The organism is Ralstonia sp. VS2407 (assembly GCF_052950655.1).
In genome coordinates this window covers 19,947-43,431 of the sequence record NZ_JBRFVG010000012.1, presented here as the reverse complement: position 1 = coordinate 43,431, position 23,485 = coordinate 19,947, and the positions used below count along the sequence as shown (strand labels likewise).

21 protein-coding genes are annotated in these 23,485 nt (G+C 65.4%); 10 read left to right on the top strand and 11 right to left on the bottom strand.

Annotation, left to right across the window (positions count from 1 at the left end; all coding sequences use genetic code 11):
• Positions 1-88 precede the first annotated feature (88 nt).
• Complete coding sequence (gene adhP / locus ACU8YE_RS18795; protein WP_446929331.1) at positions 89-1,111, top strand: alcohol dehydrogenase AdhP; 1,023 nt, start codon at positions 89-91, stop codon at positions 1,109-1,111.
• Between the two features lie 59 nt (positions 1,112-1,170).
• Complete coding sequence (locus tag ACU8YE_RS18790) at positions 1,171-2,166, top strand: NAD(P)-dependent oxidoreductase (protein ID WP_440840107.1); 996 nt, start codon at positions 1,171-1,173, stop codon at positions 2,164-2,166.
• Positions 2,167-2,175: 9 nt separating this feature from the next.
• On the opposite strand, the gene ACU8YE_RS18785 is transcribed toward ACU8YE_RS18790, so the two are convergent.
• Entirely contained in the window at positions 2,176-2,805 is a 630-nt protein-coding gene (locus ACU8YE_RS18785; protein ID WP_446929330.1) for an HD domain-containing protein, read from the bottom strand.
• Between the two features lie 103 nt (positions 2,806-2,908).
• Between ACU8YE_RS18785 and ACU8YE_RS18780 the strand changes: the two genes are divergently transcribed.
• The 3 genes from ACU8YE_RS18780 to ACU8YE_RS18770 all read left to right on the top strand — a co-directional run bounded on the left by ACU8YE_RS18780 (position 2,909) and on the right by ACU8YE_RS18770 (position 6,000).
• A complete protein-coding gene (locus ACU8YE_RS18780) occupies positions 2,909-3,664 on the top strand; it encodes a Crp/Fnr family transcriptional regulator (protein ID WP_446929329.1) in 756 nt (251 codons plus the stop codon).
• A 92-nt stretch (positions 3,665-3,756) separates the two neighbouring features.
• Entirely contained in the window at positions 3,757-5,007 is a 1,251-nt protein-coding gene (locus tag ACU8YE_RS18775; protein WP_446929328.1) for an MFS transporter, read from the top strand.
• Positions 5,008-5,187: 180 nt separating this feature from the next.
• Positions 5,188-6,000, top strand: coding sequence for a ferritin-like domain-containing protein (locus tag ACU8YE_RS18770; protein WP_446929327.1), 813 nt, complete (start codon positions 5,188-5,190; stop codon positions 5,998-6,000).
• A gap of 89 nt (positions 6,001-6,089) precedes the next feature.
• Here the strand turns inward: ACU8YE_RS18770 and ACU8YE_RS18765 are convergent, their stop codons facing one another.
• From ACU8YE_RS18765 to ACU8YE_RS18750, 4 genes are all read right to left on the bottom strand, one after another.
• Entirely contained in the window at positions 6,090-8,078 is a 1,989-nt protein-coding gene (locus ACU8YE_RS18765; RefSeq protein ID WP_440476284.1) for a Cache 3/Cache 2 fusion domain-containing protein, read from the bottom strand.
• Positions 8,079-8,200: 122 nt separating this feature from the next.
• Positions 8,201-10,960 carry a hypothetical protein gene (locus tag ACU8YE_RS18760; protein WP_446929326.1) on the bottom strand — a complete coding sequence of 920 codons (2,760 nt, stop codon included), beginning with the start codon at positions 10,958-10,960 and terminating at the stop codon, positions 8,201-8,203.
• 114 nt (positions 10,961-11,074) lie between these two features.
• Complete coding sequence (locus ACU8YE_RS18755) at positions 11,075-11,302, bottom strand: hypothetical protein (RefSeq protein WP_232041292.1); 228 nt, start codon at positions 11,300-11,302, stop codon at positions 11,075-11,077.
• A 197-nt stretch (positions 11,303-11,499) separates the two neighbouring features.
• On the bottom strand, positions 11,500-12,288 hold the full coding sequence (locus ACU8YE_RS18750) for an SDR family NAD(P)-dependent oxidoreductase (protein ID WP_343619382.1): 789 nt from the start codon (positions 12,286-12,288) through the stop codon (positions 11,500-11,502).
• A gap of 270 nt (positions 12,289-12,558) precedes the next feature.
• Between ACU8YE_RS18750 and ACU8YE_RS18745 the strand changes: the two genes are divergently transcribed.
• Complete coding sequence (locus tag ACU8YE_RS18745) at positions 12,559-13,047, top strand: MarR family winged helix-turn-helix transcriptional regulator (protein ID WP_045206711.1); 489 nt, start codon at positions 12,559-12,561, stop codon at positions 13,045-13,047.
• A gap of 82 nt (positions 13,048-13,129) precedes the next feature.
• Here the strand turns inward: ACU8YE_RS18745 and ACU8YE_RS18740 are convergent, their stop codons facing one another.
• The 4 genes from ACU8YE_RS18740 to ACU8YE_RS18725 all read right to left on the bottom strand — a co-directional run bounded on the left by ACU8YE_RS18740 (position 13,130) and on the right by ACU8YE_RS18725 (position 16,236).
• On the bottom strand, positions 13,130-13,828 hold the full coding sequence (locus ACU8YE_RS18740; protein ID WP_322018680.1) for a response regulator transcription factor: 699 nt from the start codon (positions 13,826-13,828) through the stop codon (positions 13,130-13,132).
• Between the two features lie 144 nt (positions 13,829-13,972).
• Positions 13,973-14,911, bottom strand: coding sequence for a trypsin-like peptidase domain-containing protein (locus tag ACU8YE_RS18735; RefSeq protein WP_433865614.1), 939 nt, complete (start codon positions 14,909-14,911; stop codon positions 13,973-13,975).
• Complete coding sequence (locus ACU8YE_RS18730; protein WP_260803897.1) at positions 14,908-15,495, bottom strand: hypothetical protein; 588 nt, start codon at positions 15,493-15,495, stop codon at positions 14,908-14,910. The genes ACU8YE_RS18735 and ACU8YE_RS18730 overlap by 4 nt, the downstream gene beginning before the upstream one ends.
• A gap of 132 nt (positions 15,496-15,627) precedes the next feature.
• Positions 15,628-16,236 carry a TetR family transcriptional regulator C-terminal domain-containing protein gene (locus ACU8YE_RS18725; protein ID WP_433865616.1) on the bottom strand — a complete coding sequence of 203 codons (609 nt, stop codon included), beginning with the start codon at positions 16,234-16,236 and terminating at the stop codon, positions 15,628-15,630.
• Between the two features lie 104 nt (positions 16,237-16,340).
• On the opposite strand from ACU8YE_RS18725, the gene ACU8YE_RS18720 reads away from it, so the two are divergent.
• Positions 16,341-17,807, top strand: coding sequence for an MFS transporter (locus tag ACU8YE_RS18720; RefSeq protein WP_446929325.1), 1,467 nt, complete (start codon positions 16,341-16,343; stop codon positions 17,805-17,807).
• A gap of 7 nt (positions 17,808-17,814) precedes the next feature.
• Here ACU8YE_RS18720 and ACU8YE_RS18715 read toward each other — a convergent pair whose 3' ends face one another.
• On the bottom strand, positions 17,815-18,414 hold the full coding sequence (locus ACU8YE_RS18715; protein ID WP_446929324.1) for an undecaprenyl-diphosphatase: 600 nt from the start codon (positions 18,412-18,414) through the stop codon (positions 17,815-17,817).
• A gap of 225 nt (positions 18,415-18,639) precedes the next feature.
• Here ACU8YE_RS18715 and ACU8YE_RS18710 point away from each other — a divergent pair, with 225 nt between their 5' ends.
• Positions 18,640-20,007 (top strand): sensor domain-containing diguanylate cyclase, encoded by a 1,368-nt coding sequence (locus tag ACU8YE_RS18710; RefSeq protein WP_446929323.1) that lies wholly within the window; start codon positions 18,640-18,642, stop codon positions 20,005-20,007.
• Between the two features lie 321 nt (positions 20,008-20,328).
• Positions 20,329-21,495 (top strand): serine hydrolase domain-containing protein, encoded by a 1,167-nt coding sequence (locus ACU8YE_RS18705; protein ID WP_446929322.1) that lies wholly within the window; start codon positions 20,329-20,331, stop codon positions 21,493-21,495.
• Positions 21,496-21,499: 4 nt separating this feature from the next.
• Here the strand turns inward: ACU8YE_RS18705 and ACU8YE_RS18700 are convergent, their stop codons facing one another.
• Complete coding sequence (locus tag ACU8YE_RS18700; protein ID WP_440818901.1) at positions 21,500-22,417, bottom strand: LysR substrate-binding domain-containing protein; 918 nt, start codon at positions 22,415-22,417, stop codon at positions 21,500-21,502.
• Positions 22,418-22,606: 189 nt separating this feature from the next.
• On the opposite strand from ACU8YE_RS18700, the gene ACU8YE_RS18695 reads away from it, so the two are divergent.
• Positions 22,607-23,356, top strand: coding sequence for an SDR family oxidoreductase (locus tag ACU8YE_RS18695; protein ID WP_260803904.1), 750 nt, complete (start codon positions 22,607-22,609; stop codon positions 23,354-23,356).
• The last annotated feature ends 129 nt before the right edge of the window (positions 23,357-23,485 follow it).

The following is a 23,485-nucleotide window of genomic DNA, read 5'->3' as shown; positions in this document are numbered from 1 at the left end:
CACGCCCTCCTCGGCGGTTGACTCACATCAACCCACCCCCGCCAAGCGTCGACCAGACTGGTATCTCCCCCCAACCAGGAGATGTCTCATGGCCCAGTCGATGAAAGCCGCGGTAGTCCATGCGTTTGGCGAACCCTTGCGCATTGAGGAAGTGCCGGTTCCCACACCTGGGCGCGGGCAGATTCTTGTCAAGATCGCGGCCTCGGGCGTCTGTCATACGGACCTGCACGCCGCCGATGGCGACTGGCCCGTCAAGCCAAGCCTGCCGTTCATCCCCGGGCACGAAGGGGTGGGTTATGTGGCGGCCGTCGGCGAAGGCGTGACCGCCGTCAAGGAAGGCGACCGCGTGGGCGTGCCCTGGCTCTACACCGCCTGCGGCCACTGCGAGCACTGCCTGAGCGGCTGGGAAACCCTCTGCCACGAGCAGCAGAACACCGGCTACTCCGTCAACGGCGGCTATGCCGAATACGTACTGGCTGACCCGAACTACGTCGGCCACCTGCCCGCGCAGGTCGGCTTCGAAGAGATCGCACCAATCCTCTGCGCGGGGGTGACCGTCTACAAAGGCATCCGCATGACCGATACGCGGGCCGGCCAGTGGATCGCCATTTCCGGCATTGGCGGCCTGGGCCACGTGGCGGTGCAATATGCGATTGCGATGGGCCTGCACGTGGTGGCCGTCGACGTGGCGCCAGAGAAACTTGCGCTCGCGCGCGAGCTGGGCGCCAAGCTGGTCGTCGATGCCTCCCAGCAAGACCCGGCGGCCGTGATTCAGAAAGAGATCGGCGGTGTGCACGGCGTGCTGGTGACGGCGGTGTCGCGCAGTGCCTTTGCGCAAGCGCTGGGCATGGTGCGGCGCGGCGGGACGATCTCGCTCAATGGGCTGCCGCCGGGCGATTTTCCGCTGCCGATCTTCTCCACGGTGCTCAACGGCATCACAGTGCGTGGTTCGATTGTCGGCACGCGGCGTGATCTGCAAGAGTCCCTGGAGTTTGCCGCTGAGGGGTTGGTGCGCGCACACATTCACCGCGACAAGCTCGACAACATCAACCAGGTGTTCGCCGACCTAAAGGCCGGCAAGGTGGATGGCCGCATCGTCCTGACGCTCTGAGTGCCGCCACCCGGCGGTGCGAGTAAGCTGCAGGCATCACGTCCGCCTGCCCCACCGCCATGCGCATCCTCTTTTTCAGCAGCCACCGTTACGACGAAGACAGCTTCCGCGCCTCACTCGCGCGCGGCGGTCATAGCTTCGACCTCGTTTTCCAGCGCGCGCACCTTGAAGCGCAAACGGCGCCCCTCGCAGCGGGCTTTGAAGCGGTGTGCCCGTTCGTGAATGATTGCCTCGATGCGGAGGTGCTCGAAGCGCTGGCAGCGGGGGGTACGCGGCTGATCGCGCTGCGCTCGGCAGGCTTCAACCATGTCGACCTGCCCGCCGCACAGCGCCTGGGGCTGACGGTGGTACGCGTGCCGGCGTATTCGCCGCACGCGGTGGCCGAACATGCGGTCGGCATGATCCTCACGCTCAACCGGCGGCTGCACCGTGCCTGCAACCGCACGCGCGAAGGCGATTTCTCATTGGATGGATTGCTGGGCTTCGACCTGTCGGGCAAGACCGTCGGCGTGGTCGGCACGGGGCAGATCGGGCAGGTGTTCGCGCGCATCATGGCGGGCTTCGGCTGCCAGTTGCTGGCATTCGATCCGTTTCCGCAGGCGTCGCTTGCGGCGCTGGGCGTGCGTTACGTGCCGCTGCCTGAATTGCTGGCGCAGGCCGATATCGTCAGCCTGCACTGTCCACTCAACGCCGATACGCATCACCTGATCGACGCCAGCGCGCTCGCCAGCATGAAGCCGGGCGCGATGCTCATCAACACAAGCCGCGGCGGTCTGGTCGACAGCCCCGCGCTGATCGACGCCCTCAAGACCGGTCAGCTCGGCCACCTCGGGCTGGACGTGTACGAAGAAGAAGCCGATCTGTTCTTCGAAGACCGCTCCGCCGACGTGCTGCAGGATGACGTGCTGGCGCGGCTGCTGAGCTTTCCCAACGTCATCGTGACCGCGCATCAGGCGTTCTTCACGCGCGAGGCGCTGGCGGGCATTGCCGACACCACGCTCGCCAACGTGGCGGCGTGGGCGGCAGGCGCGCCCGTCAATGTGGTGAAAGCCTAGGCCGGCACATCACGCTGCCACGGCCTTCGGCTGCGATAGTTCGCTCTCCCCTTCCTTCACGTAGATGGAGTTGCGCGGCTTGGCCAGCACGCGCCGCACCATCGGCTCGAAGAACGACAGCGGCAGGTTGTCGTAATCGGGCATGAAGGCCGCGGCGTCGTACTTGGCGCAGAACTCGGCGGTGCGCTCAAACAGCTCGGGCTGGTTGCGGTATTGCTCGCGCAGGTTGCGGTCGAGCCCCAGATGGTGGAAGAAGTAATAGCCCTGGAAGATGCCGTGCTTCTCGACCATCCACAGGTTTTCGGGGCTCACGAACGGCTTGAGGATGGCCGCGGCGATGTCCGGGTGGTTGAAGCTGCCCAGCGTATCGCCAATATCGTGCAGCAGCGCGCAGACCACGTATTCCTCGTCGCGGCCGTCGCGGTGGGCGAGCGTGGCGGTTTGCAGGGAATGCGCGAGACGATCGATCGGGAAGCCGCCGCAATCGCCGTCGAGCAGCTTCAGGTGCGCGAGCACGCGATCGGGCAATGCGCGGGCAAAGGGCATGAACTCGGCCGAGATGGCGGCCCAGTCTTCGCGCGTGCCGTGCTCCATGTGAGAGAACGCCGCGCGCGGGGCGGTGTGTTGGGGATGGGTCATTGGGGGGTGTCTCCTTCGTCGCCGGAATGGTCGCGTCGGTGCCGCGTCGTATTGATTGAATGGTGGTGCGCGGCTGGCGAACCATTCTCTGCCCGGCGCTTGCATGCAGACTGTCAAGCGCTTGACAATGATCGGACCGCCCTCGCCGCATCCTGCCGCCATGCCCGCAGACGCCTCCCATACCGCCCCGGCTCCTACGCCCTCGCAGCTCGCGCAGGGCTGGCTGCGCGACGCCCCCGCCGACCTGCTGGCCGAGATCGCGCCCACCGCGCGCCTGGTCACCTACCCTGACGGCGAGTGCATCCACCCGCACGGCGGCCCGGCGCAGGGCATGTTCCTGATCGTGCGTGGCCGCGTGCGCATCAGCCGGACGACGGACGGCGGCAGCGAACTCGTCTACGGCGTGCTGCGCGCGGGCGAATGGTTTGGCGAGATCGCGCTCATCGACGGGGGCGGCCGCACGCACAGCGCCCATGCGCAAGGGCCCACCACGCTCGTCCTGCTGGGCAGCGCGGCGTTTGCGCGCGTGGTGTCGGCCTACCCGGCCGGCATGTGGGCGCTGATGCAGCAGCTCTGCCAGCGCATCCGCCTGATCTTCGACGAGTTCGAACACGCCAGCGAAATGCCCGCCGATGCGCGCCTCGCCCAACGACTGCTGCAGCTTGCCCGCGCCGGCGATGGCCGCACCGTGGCCGCCAGCAATGAAGAGCTGGGCCGCATGCTGGCACGCTCGCGGCAGACGATTTCCAAGTACCTGCAGGCCTGGCAGCGCGCGGGCTGGATCCGCTGCCATTACCGCACGGTCGAGATCGTCGACACGGCAGCTTTGCGGCGGCTGATGGACGGGCACGCTTCCTGAGCGTGCCCTGCGCATGGGGCACGCGCGCCGCAATCTCCGCCGATAGAATGGTTTTTTGCTGCGCCGATCTGCCCCCCACCGCTCCCATCTTCATGAACCCCATGTTCTCCCCAGGCTCGCCCGAAGGCCGGCGCCTTGTGTTGCTGCTGGGCCTGGCACAAATGGTCTCCTGGGGCACGCTGTACTTCACCTTCACCGTGTTTCTGGGGCCGATGCACGAGACGCTCGGCTGGGCCCGGCCGTTTCTGGCGGGCGGGTTCTCGCTCGGGTTGCTGGTCTGGGCGCTGTGCTCGTTCTGGGTTGGGCGCGCGCTGGACCGCTGGCCTGCGCGCCGCGTGATGGGTGCAGGCACCATGCTCGCGGCGGGCGGCCTGCTGGCGTGGTCCTTCGTCTCGAGTGAGGCGGCCTTCCTGCTGCTCTGGCTGCCGATGGGCCTGGCGATGGCCACTACGCTCTACGACCCGGCCTTTGTCGTGCTTCGCCAGGCGTTTGGCGATGCGTATCAGCGCCCGATCATCGGCCTCACGCTGATCGCAGGGTTCTCCAGCACGCTGTGCATTCCGCTCGCGCAATGGGGCGTGGAACACCTCGGCTGGCGGCATACGCTGCAGCTTTTTGCGCTGGCGCATGTGCTGATCTGCCTGCCGATCCATGCGCGCCTGCGCGTGCGGCCGCCCGTGCACGCGCCAGCCGAGGCGCTCGACCCGACGGCACCGGTGCATGCCTCGGCATGGCGCATGGTGTTGCGCTTGCCGGTGTTCTGGGCGGTGGTGCTGGCCTTCGTGGCCACCAGCCTGATCGCCACCGTGCTCGGCGCGCACCTGATTCCGCTGCTGACGGAGAAAGGCGTGCCGACCAGTCGCCAGTTGCTGATCGCCGCGCTCATCGGCCCCGCCCAAGTGCTCGGGCGGCTGGCCATGATGCGTTCACGCCCGGCGCACCCGGTACGCATTGCACCGTGGACGTACGGCGCCATGGCTGGCGCGCTCGGCTTGCTGGCGCTGTCCAGCGGGCCGCTGCTGATCGTGTTTGCGCTCGTCTATGGCGCAGCCAACGGCATCAACACGATGGTCCGCGCGATTGCGATGCCGGAACTGGTTTCGCCCAACCAGTACGCCACGCTCAACGGCCTGATGATGACGCCCGTGCTGCTGGCACAGGCCAGCGCCCCATGGCTGGGCGCACTGCTCTGGCGGGCGAGCGGCGGCTATGCTGCAGTGGAATGGGCGATGGTTGGCGCTGCTCTCGTCGCGCTCGGGGCCTTCGCCTACGGCTTGCGGAACGCGCGAAAACGCACCGTACCCACCGCTGCGTCGCGTACAGGGGTGACGCAATCGCCATGACGCATTCACCACTTTGAAAGCAAGAGATTGCTTTTAGGAACCTTTGGAAGCGCACATCTGTCTTGAAACATGGAACGTGATGTTTCATTCTCATAGCAGAGGCGGTCCGCTTTTTGCGAGATTGCCGACGGAGGAAGCGCCTTGTCACAGGTTCATCTGGAAACATCTGAGAGCGAGCGCATGCCGTGGTCGGTCCAGGAGATCGCTTACGACAGCATCGACGTCGCACGCGTACGCGAAAACGGCACGCTGTTCTACCTCGTTGCCAGTGCGTCGTTTGTGGAAAGCGGCTCCGACCTCTATGCCGGCAACCTCGCTCAGTACTACGCCGACCGCCCCGAAACTGCGCACTGGCTGATCCACCATTGGGAACGCGAAGAGCTTCAGCACGGCCGTGCATTGCGCCGCTACGTTGAAACTGTCTGGCCCGAGTTCGACTGGGAGCGCGGCTACGCCCGCTTCTTCGATGAATACTCGGTCACCTGTTCGGTCGACCAGTTCGAGCCCACGCAGGCGTTGGAAATGGTCGCGCGCTGCGTCGTCGAAATGGGCACCGCCACTTTCTATCGGGCCATCGCCCAAGCCGCGGCTGAAGCCGATGAACCGGTGCTGCGCGACCTCGCCAGCCGCATCTCGGCCGATGAAGTCCGACATTACAAACACTTCCTGCGTTTCTTCAACGAATGCAACGCGAGCGAGGGCGTGGGCCGCGCGCGCGTGCTCAAGGCGCTCGCGTCGCGCTTGCGTGAAATCAAGAATGAAGATTCGATGATCGCCCTGCGCAATGTGCTGCGCATCGAGCGCAGCCAGGAAGATGTGCCCGAAGCCGATGTCCGCGCGCTGAACTCGCGCGTGAGTGCCCTGGTGCGCTCTTATCTGCCGCTCGACATGGCTGCCAAGATGCTGCTCAAGCCACTGCGCCTGCGTCCGGGTTTCGAGCGCTCGATTCGGCCGCCCCTGGTCGCCTTGGTGCGGCGGGTGATCCTGCACTAGATCGCCGCGCACGAAGGAGGCGCCAACAAAAAACCCGGGTTAAAGCCCGGGTTTTTCTATCTCGCCAACCGGGCGCACAGCCCCGCGGCTCAGGCGAGCCGGAACACGTCCACCGCGCCGCGCAGTTCCTGGGCTTGTTGGCGCAGGCTTTCGGCGGCGGCGGCCGCTTCTTCGACCAGCGCAGCGTTCTGCTGCGTCACCTCGTCCATCGACGTGACCGCATGGTTGACCTCTTCGATGCCTTGCGACTGCTCTCGCGAGGCGTGGCTGATCTCGCCCATCAGACCGGCGATGCGCTCCACGCGCGTCACGATGTCCTGCATGGCGTCCCCGGCGCCGCGGGCGGCCTCGTTGCCTGCCTGCACTTCTTCAACCGAGCGACTGATCAATTCCTTGATCTCCTTGGCGGCGGCTGCGCTGCGCTGGGCGAGGCTGCGCACCTCGCCGGCCACGACGGCAAAGCCCCGGCCCTGTTCACCTGCGCGGGCAGCTTCCACGGCAGCGTTCAGCGCCAGGATGTTCGTCTGGAAAGCGATGCCGTCGATGATGCCCGTGATGTCGGCAATCTTCTGCGCCGTGGCGTGGATGCCAGACATGGTGCCGACCAGTCGCTCGACGGTCTGCCCACCAGCGTTGGCCGCCTCGCTGGCGGACTGCACCATGTCATGCGCGTGGTGGGCGCTTTCGGCGTTCTGGCGCACGGTGGCGGCCAGTTGTTCGATGCTCGATGCGGTGCGCTCCAGATTACCGGCCTGCGCTTCGGTGCGTGCGGAAAGATCCGCATTGCCGGCCGCGATCTGGCCGGTGCTCGATGCGATGGTGGAGGCGCTGGCGCGCACCTTGTCGACGATGCCTGAAAGGCCGTCGCCGACACCGTTGACGGCGCGCATGACCTGGCCGATCTCATCGCGGCGGGTGGTGGGCAGCCGGTGCGTGAGATCACCCGCAGCCACACGCTGGGCGACGTTCACCACCTCGGCCAGCGGCGTGCTCACAGTACGGCGCAGCATCCAGTACAGCCCGCCGGCCAGCAGCGCACCGAGTGCCAGGCCCAGCAGCAGGAAGCGATTGCGGGCGGCCACCAGGTCGGCGTTGAGTTCATCCACATACGCCGTGCCCGCAATCACCAGTTGCCAATCCGGGTATTGCGTGAAAACGGTCAGGCGCTCCCGGGCGGTGCCGCCTTCCGTGTCGGCCAGCGTATGACGCAGCGTGCCATCCTTGCGCGCGATCATCTCGCGCACCCAGGCTTGGCCTGCGGCGTCCTTGGCGTCGAGCAGGTTCTTGCCTTCGCGGGCTTGCGTATGGTCGATCAGCACCTTGCCCTGATCGGCGCCGGGCTTGCCGTCAACCACGAAATAGCCGCCCGTCTTGCCGATGCCGTGCGAGCGGATCTTGTCCTTGAGCAAGGCCAGCTCCGAGCGCACGTCCACACCCACATACAGCGCGCCAATCACCTTGCCCGACGCATCGCGCACGGGTTCGTACTTGCTCATGTAAGGCACGCCAAACAACCAGGCCAGGCCGCGGAAGGACTCGCCGGCCATCAACGATTTGTAGCTCGGGTGCGCGCGGTCGAGCAGCGTGCCGATCGCCCGTTCGCCGTTTTCCTTCTTGAGCGAGGTGGTCACGCGCACGAAATCGTCGCCGGTGCGGGCGAACACAGTGGCGATGGTGCCGCCGGTGCGCGCGAAGAACTTGTCCGGCACGGTGAAGTTGAGGTTCAGCACCGTGTCGCCGCTCTTGAAGGTGGGCGTCGGCTTGCCCGCCACTTGCACGATCTGCGCCGGGTCCACGCTGTAGGGGCCGGGCGCGGCGTCGGCAAAGGCGGTCAGGAAACGGTCGGCCTCGGTGCGCATGGTGCCGTCGAATAGGCCGATCATGTCGCGCATGGCGGCTTCCTGGTTGTGCATGGCCGATTGGGTATTGGCCTCCAGCATGCGCAGGCTCGATTGCGAGTTCGCCAGGGCAAACATGCCGAACACCGCCACCAGGGCGATGAGGCCAATCGCGGCCAGCCGGGTACCGAGACTGGTCGGGGGTTGTGAAACTTCAGAAAGGGGCGCAGACGCTCTCATGCTTTTTTTCCCTGGGGGTCGTCAGTCGGGTTAACAACGGATCGACCAGGAAAAGCTTGAGCGCAAACGTTTTTCCTCCCGCTATGTCTGGCAAACAAGACATTCGTCCGCGTTTCCGGACGTCATTTTTCGCAGGTCAGCTCGACGTGCTGGGGCGCGGGCTTGGCGGGGTTGCCCGTACCCAGGTCGATGCGCCACTCAGCGCCATGTGAGCCGCTCACTTCGCGGCCGTCCACGGTCGCCCGGCAACGGGCTGCATTGGCAAAGCGGATGAAGGGCCGCGTATAGCCGGCCACATCGACCGACAGCGAACGGCCATCCACACCACGATGCCAGTTCGACAGGCGGCCGCTGGCATCGCGCACGTAGGGCTGCGCTGGCGCGGCGTTGTTCAGGGTGAAGCGCGCCGAGCCGCTTGTGAGGTGGATGTAGGTGCCGCCCGGGCTTGCAGCGTAGCCGGCCACATCGCGTGCATCGGCAAGGCGCGGTACGCCGGGTCCGGCCCAGCGCACGGTCCGCAGATCGCCGTTGCCGCGCACGACCCAGGCATCGCCGTCACGCGCAACGGCCATGGCGCGGAAGTCGAGCACCTTGCGGATGTAGTCCGACGCGTAGATCGGCATGACCGGCTGCGCGACCGCCCAGTCATATACCTGCCGCAGGGCGGTGAGCGAGGCCAGCTTGGTGCCAGAATACATGTGGTAGTAAATGCCGATCGGCTTGAAGCGATACGGTTTTTCGGTCAGCTCGAACGTTTCGATGGCGCGCGAAAAGCCGTAATACGGGCCGTGCCAGAGGTTGGTGTAGATGTTCTCGTTCTGGTCGGGCGCAAATACCTGGAAGAGGCCATCGCCTTTGTCCACGCCAAGCGGCGCCACGGCCGTCCAACTCGGGTTGGAGCGCGTGATGTAGGTGTCGCCGCCGTTCATGTTCAGCACGCCGGCCTCGACGGTCTTCTGTACGGCAATCGGAGGCACCTGGCCGTTGCCGCTCCACAGCAGCACCTTCACGCGCTTGCCTGGTGGGGCCAGCTTGGTGTTGATGTAGTGGATGGAGCCCGCGATCTCGCGGTCGAAACTGAAGCGGTAATTGGGAATCCTCAACGAGAAAGCGGTGTCGGTGCCTTCAGGCGTTTCGGCAGAAGTCGGGTCGGGCGGGTTGGTGGTACGCAGCCAGTTGAACGGGTGCGAGAACGTGTGGCTGGCCAGTTCCACATAGGGCTGCGCAAAGATGCTGCGCGCGATCGGCTCAAGCTGCGGCGTGAGCTTCGGGTACACACCGTCGGCCGCCACTTCGCCCTCGATGATCGACACGGTAGTCGGCACCTTGTAGCGATCCAGAATGTCGCGCAGCAAGGCCTGGCCGGAGAACTCGCCGGGCGGGAACTCGGTGCGGGAGGCGAATCCGTCGCCATCGATATGCACGGTCATCAGCCGGCGGCCGTTCTCCGTGGTGGTGTCGGGCACCGGCATGGCGGGCAGCTGCAGCGCGCGGCGCAGAAAGTCCAGCGGCTGTATGACCCAGCGCGCCTGGTCGACATCGGGCATGCGAAACACACCGAATGGCTGAAGCACATAGCCACCCCACGGCATGATGGCCGCCGCATCATAGGTGTAGCTGCCGGCGGAGAGCCGCAGCAGCGATTGCGCCCCCGTCATACCAGGGTCCACCTGCACGCCCACGGCCATGCGCCGATCGGGATGGGGCTGCAGCTCGAAGCCCATCATCGGATCATGCGAGACGATGGCAAGCGGCCCCGCCGGCGTGCCGGGCATTATTTTCAGATTCAACATCTGCGCCGTAGGGGCATCCATGTTCAGCCCGAACTGGTTGAACATCGCCACACGCACGCCGGCGCCCATCGTGCGCCTGAGCCACGACGCCCACGCGCCCGGTCGCGATGCGTTGGCGTCGAACCAGGTGACGACGCCGGCATAGCGGTCGGGCGTGACGGCCGGCAACGGCTTGTTGGCGTCGGCAAATTCGGTGCGATAGCCCAGATAGTTGATAGGCATGGCCAGATAGAGCACCGACGGCGCGGTGTTGCGGCTGGTGCCGGGCTCCTGAGCTTCGACCAACAGGACACGGCGCGGCATCACTTCCAGCCGGCCAATGCCGATGAAGTCCGCGCCCGGTGTGGTGGCGTAGCTGGTGACGCCCGCGGCGCGCGCCACGTCGGCGGTCTCACGCAGACACGTGCGGTTGTAGTTGACGCAGTAATCGAGCGCGACCGCGGGCAAGTGATACTGGGCACCGATGTTGCGCAGCGTGGCAATGCGCGCGTTGCGCTCGGCATCGTCCACATCACGCAGACCTTCGCCCCCTGCGCGCTCACGCACCAGACCCGCCGTCACGACGCCTGACAACTGCGGCGCCAGCGTCTCGAGCCAGGCCGTACCACCGGCCAGCAGCTTGGCGTTCGGTGCGCGCGCATGCAACGCCGGCATCAATGCCGCAATGGCATTGGCGGCATCGGGAGCGCTGCCTTGGAGTGTGTCCAGTCCGTCGAGCAGGAAGCCTTGGTAGCCTTGCGTGAGCAACGGCGCAAAGACCTGGTCGATCACATTGGCAGGCCAGGCGCTCGAGCGCATCGCATCAGTCTGCTGTGTCAGGTCGACGCGAGCGAACCAGAGCGTGGACGATGGCTGCTTCGGATCGAAACTGCCGGCCGTTGCCGGGTCCACCACGACCCAGTCGAAGGCTTGCAGTTCAGCGGCGGGCACATCGCGGCCGTAGTAGAAGGCGATCTGCGGATCTGCAGGCGCAGGCGTTGCCGGCTGCTGTGCGCGAGCGGCCGCAACACCGAACGCCAACGTAACGGCACCCAGCCATGCCGTCCGCCACCACAAACCCATGCTGCCCACAGCTCGCTTGCCCTGCATCCCGATCCTCGAAAATCAATCCGACTTTCATTGTGACGGGCTGCCGTCCGATTGCAATGTTTGTTGCCGGGGCGTGCCCGCCACGATGCCGGGGCACGTGGCGGGGCAGGCGGCTCAGTAACCGACCACCGTGTACTGCGGAAATTGCGCTTCGAACGCTTTTTCCAGATCGTCGACGCTGGCGACTGCGGAAGTGTAGACAGCCGTTGTCGTGCCGCTGTCGTAGGCCAGCGTGACGGCCCAGGTGGCGTGCGCCTGGTTGACGCGATCGCGCGCAGCCTGGGCCGCCAGTTGACCGGGGCCGTTGTCAGGTTTGGTTCCGTAGACCTTGCAGTGGGACATGGCAATCACTCCGAAAATGTGGAAGGAATGCCGCCAACGCACGGGCAAGGACACGCTCGGTCTGGCTGGTCTGCGTTCTCAACGATACGGGCGAACAGACGCGCTGCCGGCTTGTCCCGCCGGCATGCACCAGCGGCACGGCCAGCGTAAAAGCCGGGGCCGCACGCCGGAATGGTGCATTCGTCAGGGCTGACGTTCTAGAACGCCGACTTCACCACGCCGCCGTCCACGCGCAGCGCAGCGCCCGTGGTGGCCGACGACAGCGGGCTCGCCACATAGGCAACCAGGTTGGCCACCTCCTTCGTGCTGGCAAACCGCTTGATGAGCGAGGTCGGCCGGGCGGTCTCGAAGAAGGTCTTCTCGAACGCTTCGAAGCTCTGGCCGCCGGAGAGCTTCTCGACAAACTCATCCACGCCTTCGGAACGCGTCGGGCCCGGCAGCACGGCATTCACGGTGATGGCCGTGCCGGCCGTCAATTCGGCCAACCCGCGCGAGAGGCCCAGCAGCGCGGTCTTCGTGACGCCGTAGTGGATCATCTCCACCGGAATCTGCACGCCGCTCTCGCTGCTGATGAACACGATGCGGCCCCAGTTCTGGGCACGCATGCCGGGCAGGTACGCGCGGGACAGACGCGCGCCGCTCAACACGTTCACGTTGAAGAAGTGCTGCCACTCGGCGTCGTCGATTTCCTCAAACGGTTTGGGGTCGAAGATGCCGAGGTTGTTGATAAGGATGTCGACCTTGGGAAAGCGGGCGACCAACGCATCGGCCTGCTCCGCGTTGGACAGGTCACCGGCAAAGCCCTCGACCTGGGCGTCGGGCGCCTCAGTGCGCAGGCGCGCAATTGCGTCGTCTACAGACGCTTGAGTACGGCCGTTGACGATCACGCGGGCGCCTTCGGCGGCCAGTGCTACAGCAATGGCATGACCAATGCCCTTGGTGGAGCCGGTCACGAGCGCGAGCTTGTTCTGAAGGTGGAGGTCCATGGCGTTCAAAAAAGGAATATGGAGGAGGACGAGCACGCCGCGCCACATGCGTCGGCTGCCACGTTTCAACCATGATACGAACCATCCCACCCCTTGGCAGCCGCAATCGTTTTGCAGCGATATCCAACGAGATTTGACGATCTGCGTTGGTATCGATCCCGGCTTGACGGCCTGGGCAAGCGACGATTAGTGTGCAATGAAGCACGCCAGCGTTACGGGAATGCGGCGCGCCTTACAAGCCGGATCACCGGCAGAACGGGGAGCACCACCATGAGCATCGACGTACAGACACCTGAGGCCGCCGACACCAGCACCAGTGAAGGCGCCTACCAGCTTGACACCATGGACCGCGATACCAACATCGGTCGGCTCGTGCATCGGGTCCGACACGCGTTGGTGACACACATCGACAGTGCCCTGGCATCGCTGGACCTGACGGCCGCGCAGTGGACGGTCGTCATCTACCTGGCTGAAGACCTCGCCACCACCCCGGCCGAACTCTCGCGGGCGCTGCACTACGATCCGGGCGCGATGACGCGGCTGATCGATCGGCTGGAGAAGAAGAACATCGTCAAGCGCGCGCCCAGTGATGCGGATCGCCGCTCGGTCGTGGTCTCGCTCACCGAGCAGGGGCGCGCGCTGTATCCGGAAATCCGGCCGCTGATCATCGACGTGCTGAACCACCTGCTGCGCGGGTTCTCGCAGGCCGAGGTCAAGCAGTTGGAGAACCTGCTGCTGCGCGTGCTGCACAACGCCTGACCAGTTCAGGCGTTCGCGGTTCGGTCATCTGAGCCGACGGCGTTGCCGGTGTGCAGGGCATGGCTTGGGCGCCGCTCAGCGCTCACTGCCCCTCAAGCTCGTGCTTGATCTTGAACAGCTCGGTATCGGTTCGGATGCCCAGCTTGCGATAGGCAGATTGCTTCTGCGAGCTGATGGTCTTGATGCTGCGCGCGAATTTCTCGGCAATGTCCGTGACCGACATGCCATCGAGGCAGCAGCGCAGCACTTCGCGCTCGCGCGGGCTGAGCTCGGAGCGGTCGAGCAGTGCAGAGAACTTGCTGCCATTCGCGGTGGGCGGGGGCGCATCGGTAGAAAGCGCGTCGCTCTCCATCTCGGCAGCCAGCGCGGCGTTCAGGCGCTTGCCGCCCGTGGCCACGGTGCGAATGGCACGCACCAGTTCCGACAGCTCCTCTTCCTTGCCGACAAACCCGCGCGCGCCGGCATGCATGACCATGCCAACCGTCGCCTTGTTGTGATGCGCCGAGGCCACCAGAATCTTCAACTCCGGATAGCGCACGCGAATCAGGCGGATCAGGTTCAGCCCGTCGATCTCAGTGGGCCCCAGCGAATAGTCCATCAGCAGGACATCCACCTCGAAGGTGCTGTCCTTGAGTGCCCGGACGATTTCGCGGCCTGACGCAAACATGCCGCAGACCTCGATGTCGGCCTCCTGCTTCAGGCGCGCAGCCAGACCATGGCGGACGACCGCATGATCATCGAGCACGACCACGCGGATCGGTCGGGTCGCGGTCCAATTCATGTTCGCAGGTTCCTATTCGACGTGTTTTGAGTGACTGTGCAGGCTCGCTCAAACGGGCATCGCGCAGCCAAACGGGTCACATATTAATGTCTTCATGCCCCGACCTGAACCGGGCTGAATCGAGATCAAGCGTTGCGAGGGCGTTTATTTGGCTTCGACGACCGTGTCGTCGCGGGCATAGATCGAGCAGTTCTGATAACGCTCCTTGCACGACGACACCGCACGGAATTCAGCGTTCTGGCCCCATTCGTAGACAAATTGATCGCCGTCGGCGGCCACGAAGATCTTGGGCCACGGCTTGTGCAAGTACGCACCAAAGGCGGCTTGCGACTTCGGGCCCAGTTCACCGGGCTTGCGCGGCTGTGGAGCGATGGCCGCAGCAGGCGTCGTATTGGCTGCCACCGACGACGCTGCTGCAGCGCGCTCGGCCAGCGCCTTTTGCGCACGGGCGGGAACATCGTTGATCCACTCGGCGGGCGCGGCAAAGTTCAGGTTCTGCCCGTAGACGGCGGACACCATGCGCGACGTGATACCGACCAGCCGCGCGTTGCTGTCGAACAGGCCCCCACCGCTGGAGCCCTGCGAGATCGCGGCCGAAGTCTGGATCGCCTTGAGCTCGCCGTTTTCATCATGCCGCAGCGACGAGATCAACCCCTCGCTGATCGTCAGGTCAAACCCCAGTGGGTTGCCGATTGCGTAGACCTTCTGCCCCGTCACCAGCGTGCTGCTCGGGACGATGGTGACGGCGGGGTAGTGGAAATCGGCAACGCGAAGCTGGCACAGGTCGCGCTGCACGTCGGGATACAGCAGGCGCGCGCCAAAGCTGGCGTTGCCGCGCTTGAGGCTGACCTGCTTGCCGCCGCGCAGCACGTGGCAGTTGGTCACGGCCAACCCGTCGCCGATCACCACCGCGCTGCCGATGGCCAGCGGCTGGCCGGCGGCGTTGGACACGCGCACCTCCCAGATGCTGGGCGCGACCTTGGCGAACACTTCGGCTGGCTCCAGCGCAGCCGCCGGCAACGCTGCCAGTGCCGATGCAGTGGCCAGGAGCGTGCGGATCATGAAGGTAGTGCGGCGGGTCATTGCGGCGTCAGCAGATCGGAAAGGTCGCTTAGCGTGGTGGAGCCGTCTTCGGAGCGCGTCTTGTCGCGCATGAAGGCCACGTCTGCGTCGGTCAGGCCGGGGCAGCTTCCGGTGCCCCACGACGGGTTGATGCGGTAGGTGCGATAACGCGCGTTGATGGCGTGCCACGACCGGCCGTCGTCAGACTCAACCACGCCGGCGCGGCACACATGGGCGTTGGTGGGGTAGCTGGCCGTCATCTTGTACTGCTTGCCCGCCTGCGGTACGAACGTCGCCGACACACCGCAGCGATAGATGAGCGTGCCCGAGGCGCGAATGAAACTCGCGCCCAGCGCGGTTGGCACACCCGCCAGGACGCGGATCGGCCGCGTGGCGTCAGCCGGCTTGAGCGCGGTGCGCGGGTTGCCGCAATACTTTGGGTCGTCAAACGCGAGGATGGTGGCGTTGGTGCTGGTCAGCGGGCGGACGAAATCCACCGTGGCCGTGTTGGCGCCGGCAGGCGGCTCGGCATAAGGCGCTGCGCAGCCGGTCAGCCACAGCGTGCCCCCGATTCCGATGGCCGCAGCAATCGTTCGGCTCGTCATACCTAATTCCCCCGCGAGTCTTGTGTTTGGTGTGTTTGTGCGACTGCGCACAAGTGTAACCAAAGGTGGCGCGGAGGGACGCCCGCGGCGCCGCACAGGCGTTGCTTGTGCGCGTCGCTGTGTGAGGTCCGCTCAGGCGAGCGCCGCATCGATGCGCGCCCGCGTGCTGCGGCGCGCGCGCTCGAATACCGCCATGTCGCCCATCAGGAACGCCACATTGGCGTTGGAGCGAAACGATTCGATTTCGAAGACGAGCTGGTCGACGTCGACATCGGCGCGCAACTCACCAGCGGCCTGTGCCGCCGAAATCGTCTCGCGAAAGCGGGCACGCATCGCCTCCCGATGCCCGCGCACACGGTCCTGGATGGCACCTGGCCGCGCGCGGTATTCGTAGCTGGCCGCGCAGACAAAGCACCCACCCGGCGACGCCCCACTGGCCACGTAGTCGAACCAGCCTTCGGTCAGGGCACGCAGACGGGCAAGCGGGCTTTTCAGCGCCAGCGCCGGCTCGACCACCGTCGCGCGGTAATGCACGACGCCCGCGTCCAGCGTGGCCAGTTGCAGCGTTTCCTTGTCGCCGAAGAGCACTTGGATATTGCCCTTGCCCACGCCCGCATCCGTGGCCACCCGGCCGATCGTCAGGCCCTCCAGCCCGTCGGTGGAGGCAATGGCGGTGGCGTGCTCGAGCACCTGGGCGCGCGCACGTTCGCCACGCTGGCGGCGGCCGTCGGTTTCGTTCATGGCAATGCCCTATCGGTGAGTGGGGTCAACGCAATCGGCGCTTGACGTGGGCCGATTGCTCTCTAGTATACGTACGACCGTATATTAATAAACCGAGATCCCCCATGTCAACGGAATCCCTTGCTGCCGGCGGCGTTGCCTCGCCAGCCAAACGGCACTGGCCGGCGTTGGCGGCGCTGCTCACCGGCAACTTCGTCACCATTCTCGACCTGTTCATCGTCAATGTGGCGATTCCGGACATCCGTGCCGGTCTACACACCAGTTTTGCCGAAATCCAGCTCGTGATGGTCGGCTACAGCGCCGCGTATGCGGTGTTCCTCCTCAACGGCGCGCGCCTGGGCGACCTGTTCGGGCGCAAGCGCATGTTTCTGGCGGGCATGGCGTTGTTCACGCTGGCATCCGCGCTGTGCGGCCTGGCGACCACGCCGTGGATGCTGATTGCCATGCGCGTCGGCCAGGGCCTGGGGGCGGCCATTCTAATGCCACAGGTGATGGCCTCGCTGCGCGTGCTGTTTGATGGCGATGCGCGTCGCCGTGCGTTCGGCACCATGGGCGCGGTGCAGGGCGTGGCGGCGTCGGTCTCGCAGATCATCGGCGGCTGGTTGATTGCGCATCCACTGGCGGCCGACGTGTCGGGCTGGCGCGCGGTGTTCCTGGTGAATGTGCCGATCGGCATTGTCGCCATCTTGGCGGCCCGAGCGTTCGTGGCGGAATCGCGTGCGCCGGTGGCGGCCCGGCTGGACGTGCGTGGCGCCGTGGCAGGCGCGGTGGCGCTGGCGATGCTGCTGGTGCCGATCATGCAGGGCCGCGAGTCCGGCTGGCCATGGTGGTCGTGGGTGGTGCCGCTGTCTTCACTGCTGGTGTTCCGCCATTTTGTGCGGGTGGAACAAGCGCTGTCGGCGGCTGGCCGCGTTCCCATCATCGAGATGGCGCTGTTCCGCAACCGCAGCTTTGTGCTGGGCGTGCTGGCGATCTTCCTGTTCTACACGGCCATCAGCTCGTACTTCCTGGCGCTGACGATCCTGCTGCAGTTCGGGCGCGGCCTGTCGGCGCTGGCTGCGGGGTTGGTGTTCACGCCGGCGGCCATCGCCTTCTTTGCCGGCTCGCTCACAGCGCCTCGCCTGGCTGAACGCATCGGGCAGCGCGCCCTGCTGCTTGGCGTGGCGATCTTCGCCGTGGGCATGGTGGTACTGGCGACAATGGCACAACTGGGCGCGGGCACCGCTTGGCTGATCCTGCCCCTGATGCTCAACGGCTTTGGGCAAGGCATGGTGATTCCGCTGTCGCTCAACACCATCCTGAGCGGCGTGGAAACGGCCCAGGCCGGCATGGGCGCCGGCACCGTCACGACCATGCAAGCCGTCGGCAACGCGGTGGGCGTGACGGTGGTGGGCGTGCTGCTGTTCTCGCTGCTGGGCCAGGTGGATGGCGCAAATGGCGCGGTGACGATGGACGCCGCCACGCACGCAGCGCACTACGGCCACGCGTTTGCACTGGCGACGCTCTACAACGTGGGGGCGACCGCGCTGTCTTTCGTGCTCTTCTGGCGTGCCTGGCGCCGGTACGCCTGAGCCACGCTTACTTGCGCACCCAGCCGCGCCGCACGCACGGTGCCAGCACCACATCATGCAACGCCAGCCCCAAACGGTGCAGCGGCTCCGACAGGGTATGCGCCACGCGGCCGCTGCACAGCCAGGCGCTCAAGGCCGACACGGCCGCCGCACCCAGCATGTCGAACGGATAGTGCACACCCAGGTAGATGCGCGCCCACGCCATCGGCAAGCCCAACAGCGCCAGCAGCACGCCCACCCCGCGCAGGCGTGCGTTCCACATCAAGCTGAACGCCACGGTCCACAGCGCGGTCAGGTGATCGCTGGGGAACGATGAATCCGGCGCGTGCGGCAGCAGATTGGTGCCCAGCGCAATCGCAAACGGCCTCGGGTGATACCACGCGAGACCGAAGCCAACGTTGATGGACAACGCCAGCGCGGCAGCCACACCGGTCTGCAGTGCCTGGCGCCGCGTGGTCGGCTCGCCCCATAGCCAGGCGGCCACAAGCGTCAGTGGCACCAGCCAGATCGCGTATTCGGCAAAGGCCATCGCCAGCCAGACGGTCGTGGCCGAAGCGTCGTCCGGCGCGTTGAGCCAAAGAAACAGCGTGTGATTGAGTGATTCCATACAGCGTCGGCCAACGGCCCGAGTGATTCAACAACGGCGAGATGCCCGGCCCACACTACGGAAGATTCCCTTCAATTCCCTTGGAACACGGCCGCCGACTTGGGCCAGCCGTAGCGATATCCCGATCCCTGCCTAGGCTTTTCGCACCGTCGGCCGCTGCCTATGATGTAGGCACACCGACACGCGAGCAGGTCGGATCACACAATCTCGAACCCCGGGGGGGCGATGGAAAGTTTTCTGATTCAGCGAGCCACACGCCGGCAAGCGATGGCTGCCGGTGCGATCGCGCTGCTGATCCTGTTGACGCTCGCCATGGCCGCACCACGTGCGGGCCTGCAATGGCCGGCAATCAACCCGTTCATGCCGATGTGTGCCTTGACGGTGTTCACCACGGCCGGCATTGCCGCGTTTCTGCTGGGCGCGCAGTTCACCGTGACACGGCAGCCGATGCTGGGGGCGCTTGGCGGTGCCTATGCCTTTACCGCGCTGGCCGTGGCGCTGCAATTGCTGACCTTCCCGGGCGTGTTCTCGCCCACCGGGCTGTTTGGCGCCCGCCCCGCCAGTGCGGCATGGATGTGGGTGTTCTGGCACGGCGGCTTTCCGCTGTTCGTGATCCTGGCGGTGCTCATGCGCGATCGGCTCTCGCGCGATGCCGTTGCTGACGGGCGTGTCGGCCGGTGGGCCTCGCTGCTGATCGGCGGGCCGGTGGTGGTGGGCGGCCTGCTGTGCAGCTTTGCGGTGCTGACCGACCTGCCGCCGCCGCTGCGCTCCAGCAATAGCAACAACCCTGTCGCGGTCGTCCTGTGGGCCATCAACACGGTTGCCGTGCTCGCGGTGGTGGCCAGCGGCCGCTTGCGCACGGTGCTCGACGTTTGGCTGGCCATTGCCGCACTGGCCTGCCTGACGGACACCACACTCAACCTGCTGAGCACCGATCGCTTTACCCTGGGCTGGTACGTCGCGCGCCTGTTCAGCATGTTCGCGCCCGGGGTGCTGGTCTGCATATTGGTTTGGGAAGTGACCACGCTGTACCGGCGGCTGTTCGAGGCGCACGTCTCGCTGCAGCAGGCGTCCATGCGCGATGCTTTGACGGGCCTGTACAACCGTACCTACTTCAACGAGCAGGTCGACAGCCTGATCAGCACCGCCCAGCGCAGCGGGCAGCCGCTTTCGCTGGTGATGGTCGATGTCGACCACTTCAAGCGCTACAACGATGCCTTCGGCCACCTCAAGGGTGATGCCTGCCTTGCAGCCGTGGCCCACGCGCTGGCTGGCGTGGTGCACCGTTCGGCCGATTTCATCGCGCGCTACGGCGGTGAGGAATTCATCGTCGTCCTGCCTGACACCGATGCAAGCCAAGCGCAAGCCCTTGCCGAGCGCGCGCGCGAAGCCGTGCTGCGCCTGCGCATCGAAGCCACCGCGCCGTCGCGCTATGTGACCGTCAGCGCCGGTTGCGCCACGTCCGTACCGGGCGACGGCGCCCTCTCCATCGACACGCTGGTCGAGATTGCCGATGCGGCGCTGTATCGTGCCAAGGCGGGCGGACGCAATCTGGTGATGAGTTCGCAGCCACTGCCGGCCGCGCTCACGTAACGCACGTCAAACGATCAAGCATCTTGCCCGTGTGCCCCGCCCGTCTTTGCTGTCTTCTTTATTTCTTCTGTATATAAAAATAGTAGTAGTAGATAACGGTGGATCGTTTCTGTGGATAGCTGCCGAAAACGCTTTCGCGTCAACGGCTTGCGAACTGCACAACCCATCGGACAGTGTGTGCCGACGCGTGGATGACTCGTGAAGAGCGCGCCCCACCCTCCCGGCAACCACCAAAGTTATTCCCGTGCTGTGGACAACCTGACCCCGGACAGCCAACACAGTTGTCCCTGAAGTTCTTCACGTGCTTATCCACATATCCACATGTCCACAGCGGCAATCACGACCATGCCTCTCAAACGCGCACTGACGAGCGGCGCCCTGGTGGCTCTGCTCGCCGCATGTGCGCAGACGCCCGATCGCGCAGCGCCCCAACTGGCCACGGCCGACGCAACCAACGCGGCTGTGCGTCACGCGATGGCCGATGTCCCCGCCAACGGCATGGCGGTCGCGGTTATCGACGCTGGACAAACCGTGTACCTCCACGCGTTCGGGCGCCGCAACGCGGCCGGCGAACCGCTGCGAACCGACACAGTGATGGTGGCGGCATCGCTCACCAAGCCGGTCTTCGCCTACTTCGTCATGCAACTCGTTGATGAAGGACGTATCGATCTGGACACGCCAATCGAGCGCTACCTGCCGCAGCCGCTGCCCAGCTATCCGGCCTGGAGCAGCCTTGCCGGCGACGAACGATGGCGTGCGATCACGCCGCGCATGCTGCTCAGCCATCGCTCGGGCTTACCCAACCTGCCAGCGCTCGAACCTGACAGGCGGGTGCATCTGCACTTCGATCCGGGTGCACGGTTTGCCTATTCAGGCGCTGGCATCAACCTGCTGCAGTTCGTGCTTGAGCGCGGGCTTGGCCTCGATGTCGATGCGGAATTGCGCCGCCGGGTTTTCCAGCGCTTCGATATGCGTCGCACCAGCATGACGTGGCAGCAGGCCAATGCCGACAATCAGGCCGACGGCACCACGCAGAACGGTGAGCCGCGCCGTCATCCGCACCGGCGGCGCGCCGCAGCCGCCAGCTCCATGGACACGACGGTCGAGGACTACGCCCGCTTTGTGGCAGGCCTTGTGCGAGGCGACGGCTTGTCGGCGGCATCGCGCGCCGCCATGACCGCGTCACAGGGGCCAATCACCACGGCCACGGAATTCCCCACCCTCCAGCCGGAACTCCCCGCAGCGCTTCGGCGGCCTGATCTCGCAACGGGCCTCGGTGTGGTGGTATTCGATGGGCCGCAAGGGCCCGGTTTCTTCAAAGGCGGGCACGAGGATTTCGCTGGCAATACCTTCGTCTGCCTCACGCGATCAGCGCGGTGCGTTGTGCTTCTGTCCAACGACGTTCGGGCAGAGCGGGCGTTTCCCGGTTTGGTGGCGGCAATCTTGGGGGAAACAGGCGCGCCATGGCGGTGGGAGTACGGATATTGAGCGGTTACCGCTTCGGCGCCCGCTCAAGCCGCGCCGGGAAAGCCTCCACCAGCCAGTCAATGAACACTCGTAGGCGATGCGTGACATGACGCGTCTGCGGATAGACGACGTGAAACGGGTAAGGCGCCGGCCGCCACGGCTTCAAAATTTCCACCAGCGCGCCCTCGTTGATCGGCGCTTGCGCCGCATAACCGAAGGTCTGCACGATGCCCAGGCCCGCCAGACACGCGGCCAGATGCGCGTTGCTTTCGTTCACGCCGATGCGATGCTCGACCTTGATCTCGGTCTTTTCGCCATCGCGCTCGAAGCGGAACGGAACCGCCCGGCCCGTCTGGCTGAACACGTAGCTCACCAGCCGGTGGCCATTCTTGAGTTCATCGGGGTAGGCCGGCGTGCCGTACTGCTTGAGGTATCCGGGCGTGGCGCACGTGATCAGCGGCGCATCGCCCAAGTGGCGTGCGACCAGAGAAGCGCTGTCCAGCGGGCCACCACGAATCACGCAGTCGACGTTGTCCGCAATCAGATCCACCGAGCGGTCTGACACGCCAAGGTCAATCCTGATCTCGGGATAACGCGACGCGAACTCTGGCAGCAGCGGAATGAGCACGTCACGCGCGGTCGACCCGCCGACATCGATGCGCAACGACCCACGCGGCCGCCCGCGAGCGAGGCTGAACGAGGCATCGATGTCGTCCAAGTCGCGCAGGATGCGCATGCTCTTGGCGTAGTAGTCCTCACCTTCGGGCGTCACTGTCACGCGCCGTGTCGTCCGCTGCAGCAGGCGCACACCCAGGTGCGCCTCCAGTTCCTGCACCTGCTTGCTGACCGTGGCGATGGGCATGTCGAGCGAATCGGCCGCCCGCGTGAAGCTGCCCGCTTCCACCACCCGCGCAAAAGAGCGCATTGCCAGGAGCTGATCCATTCGAATGTCCGCGCAAATTATCCACAACTGTGGATAGTAATTCTATTTGCAGCGCTTTTTCGAAAAGTTTCTGAGCCCTACAGTGCCTCCATGCCCAACGCGACGGGGCGACGCAGAGTAAGGCAGCGCAAGACACAAGCCGTCGCGAGGTCATTCATCCAAACCTGAAATCACGACATGGAGCACATCATGAGCAAGCAACTGGAAGGCAAGATCGCCCTCGTCACGGGTGGCAGCAGCGGCATCGGCCTTGGCGCGGCCAAGGAACTCGCAGCCCAGGGCGCGCGGGTTTTCATCACCGGCCGCCGTCAGGCGGAGCTGGATGCCGCCGTCGCAGAGATCGGCGCCGGCGCCACCGCATTGCGCGCCGATGCATCGGTGCTGTCCGACCTCGACGCCGTCTATGCCCAGATCGCCAAGGTGGCCGGCAAGCTGGACATCCTGTTCGCCAATGCCGGCGGCGGCGACATGATGCCGCTGGGCGCCATCACCGAAGAGCATTTCGACCGGATTTTCGGCACCAACGTGCGCGGCGTGCTGTTCACGGTGCAGAAGGCGCTGCCGCTGCTGACCGACGGCGCATCGATCATCCTCACGTCCTCCACGGTGTCCGTTCAGGGCACGGCCAACTTCAGCGTCTACAGCGCCAGCAAGGCCGCGGTGCGCAACTTCGCCCGCTCGTGGGTGATGGATCTGAAGGATCGCGGCATCCGCGTGAACGTGGTGAGCCCTGGCCCGATCCGCACGCCCGGCCTTGGCGGCCTGGCCTCGGATGAAACGCGCCAGGGCCTGTTCGACTACCTCGCTGCGCAAGTACCGCTGGGTCGCCTGGGCGAGCCGGCCGAAGTGGGCAAGGCCGTCGCGTTTCTTGCCTCGGATGCGGCAAGCTTTATCAATGGCATCGAGTTGTTTGTTGATGGCGGGATGGCGCAGGTTTGAGCGTCCGTAGCCGGAAGCGGCGACCAACTTCCAGGCCGCCGGCGTACACCTTGCAAAGCGAATGCTGAACAGCATGCAATGCGTGCGGGCAGCCAATCCTTGGCCAGGCACTTCTGGCACCTCATCGCA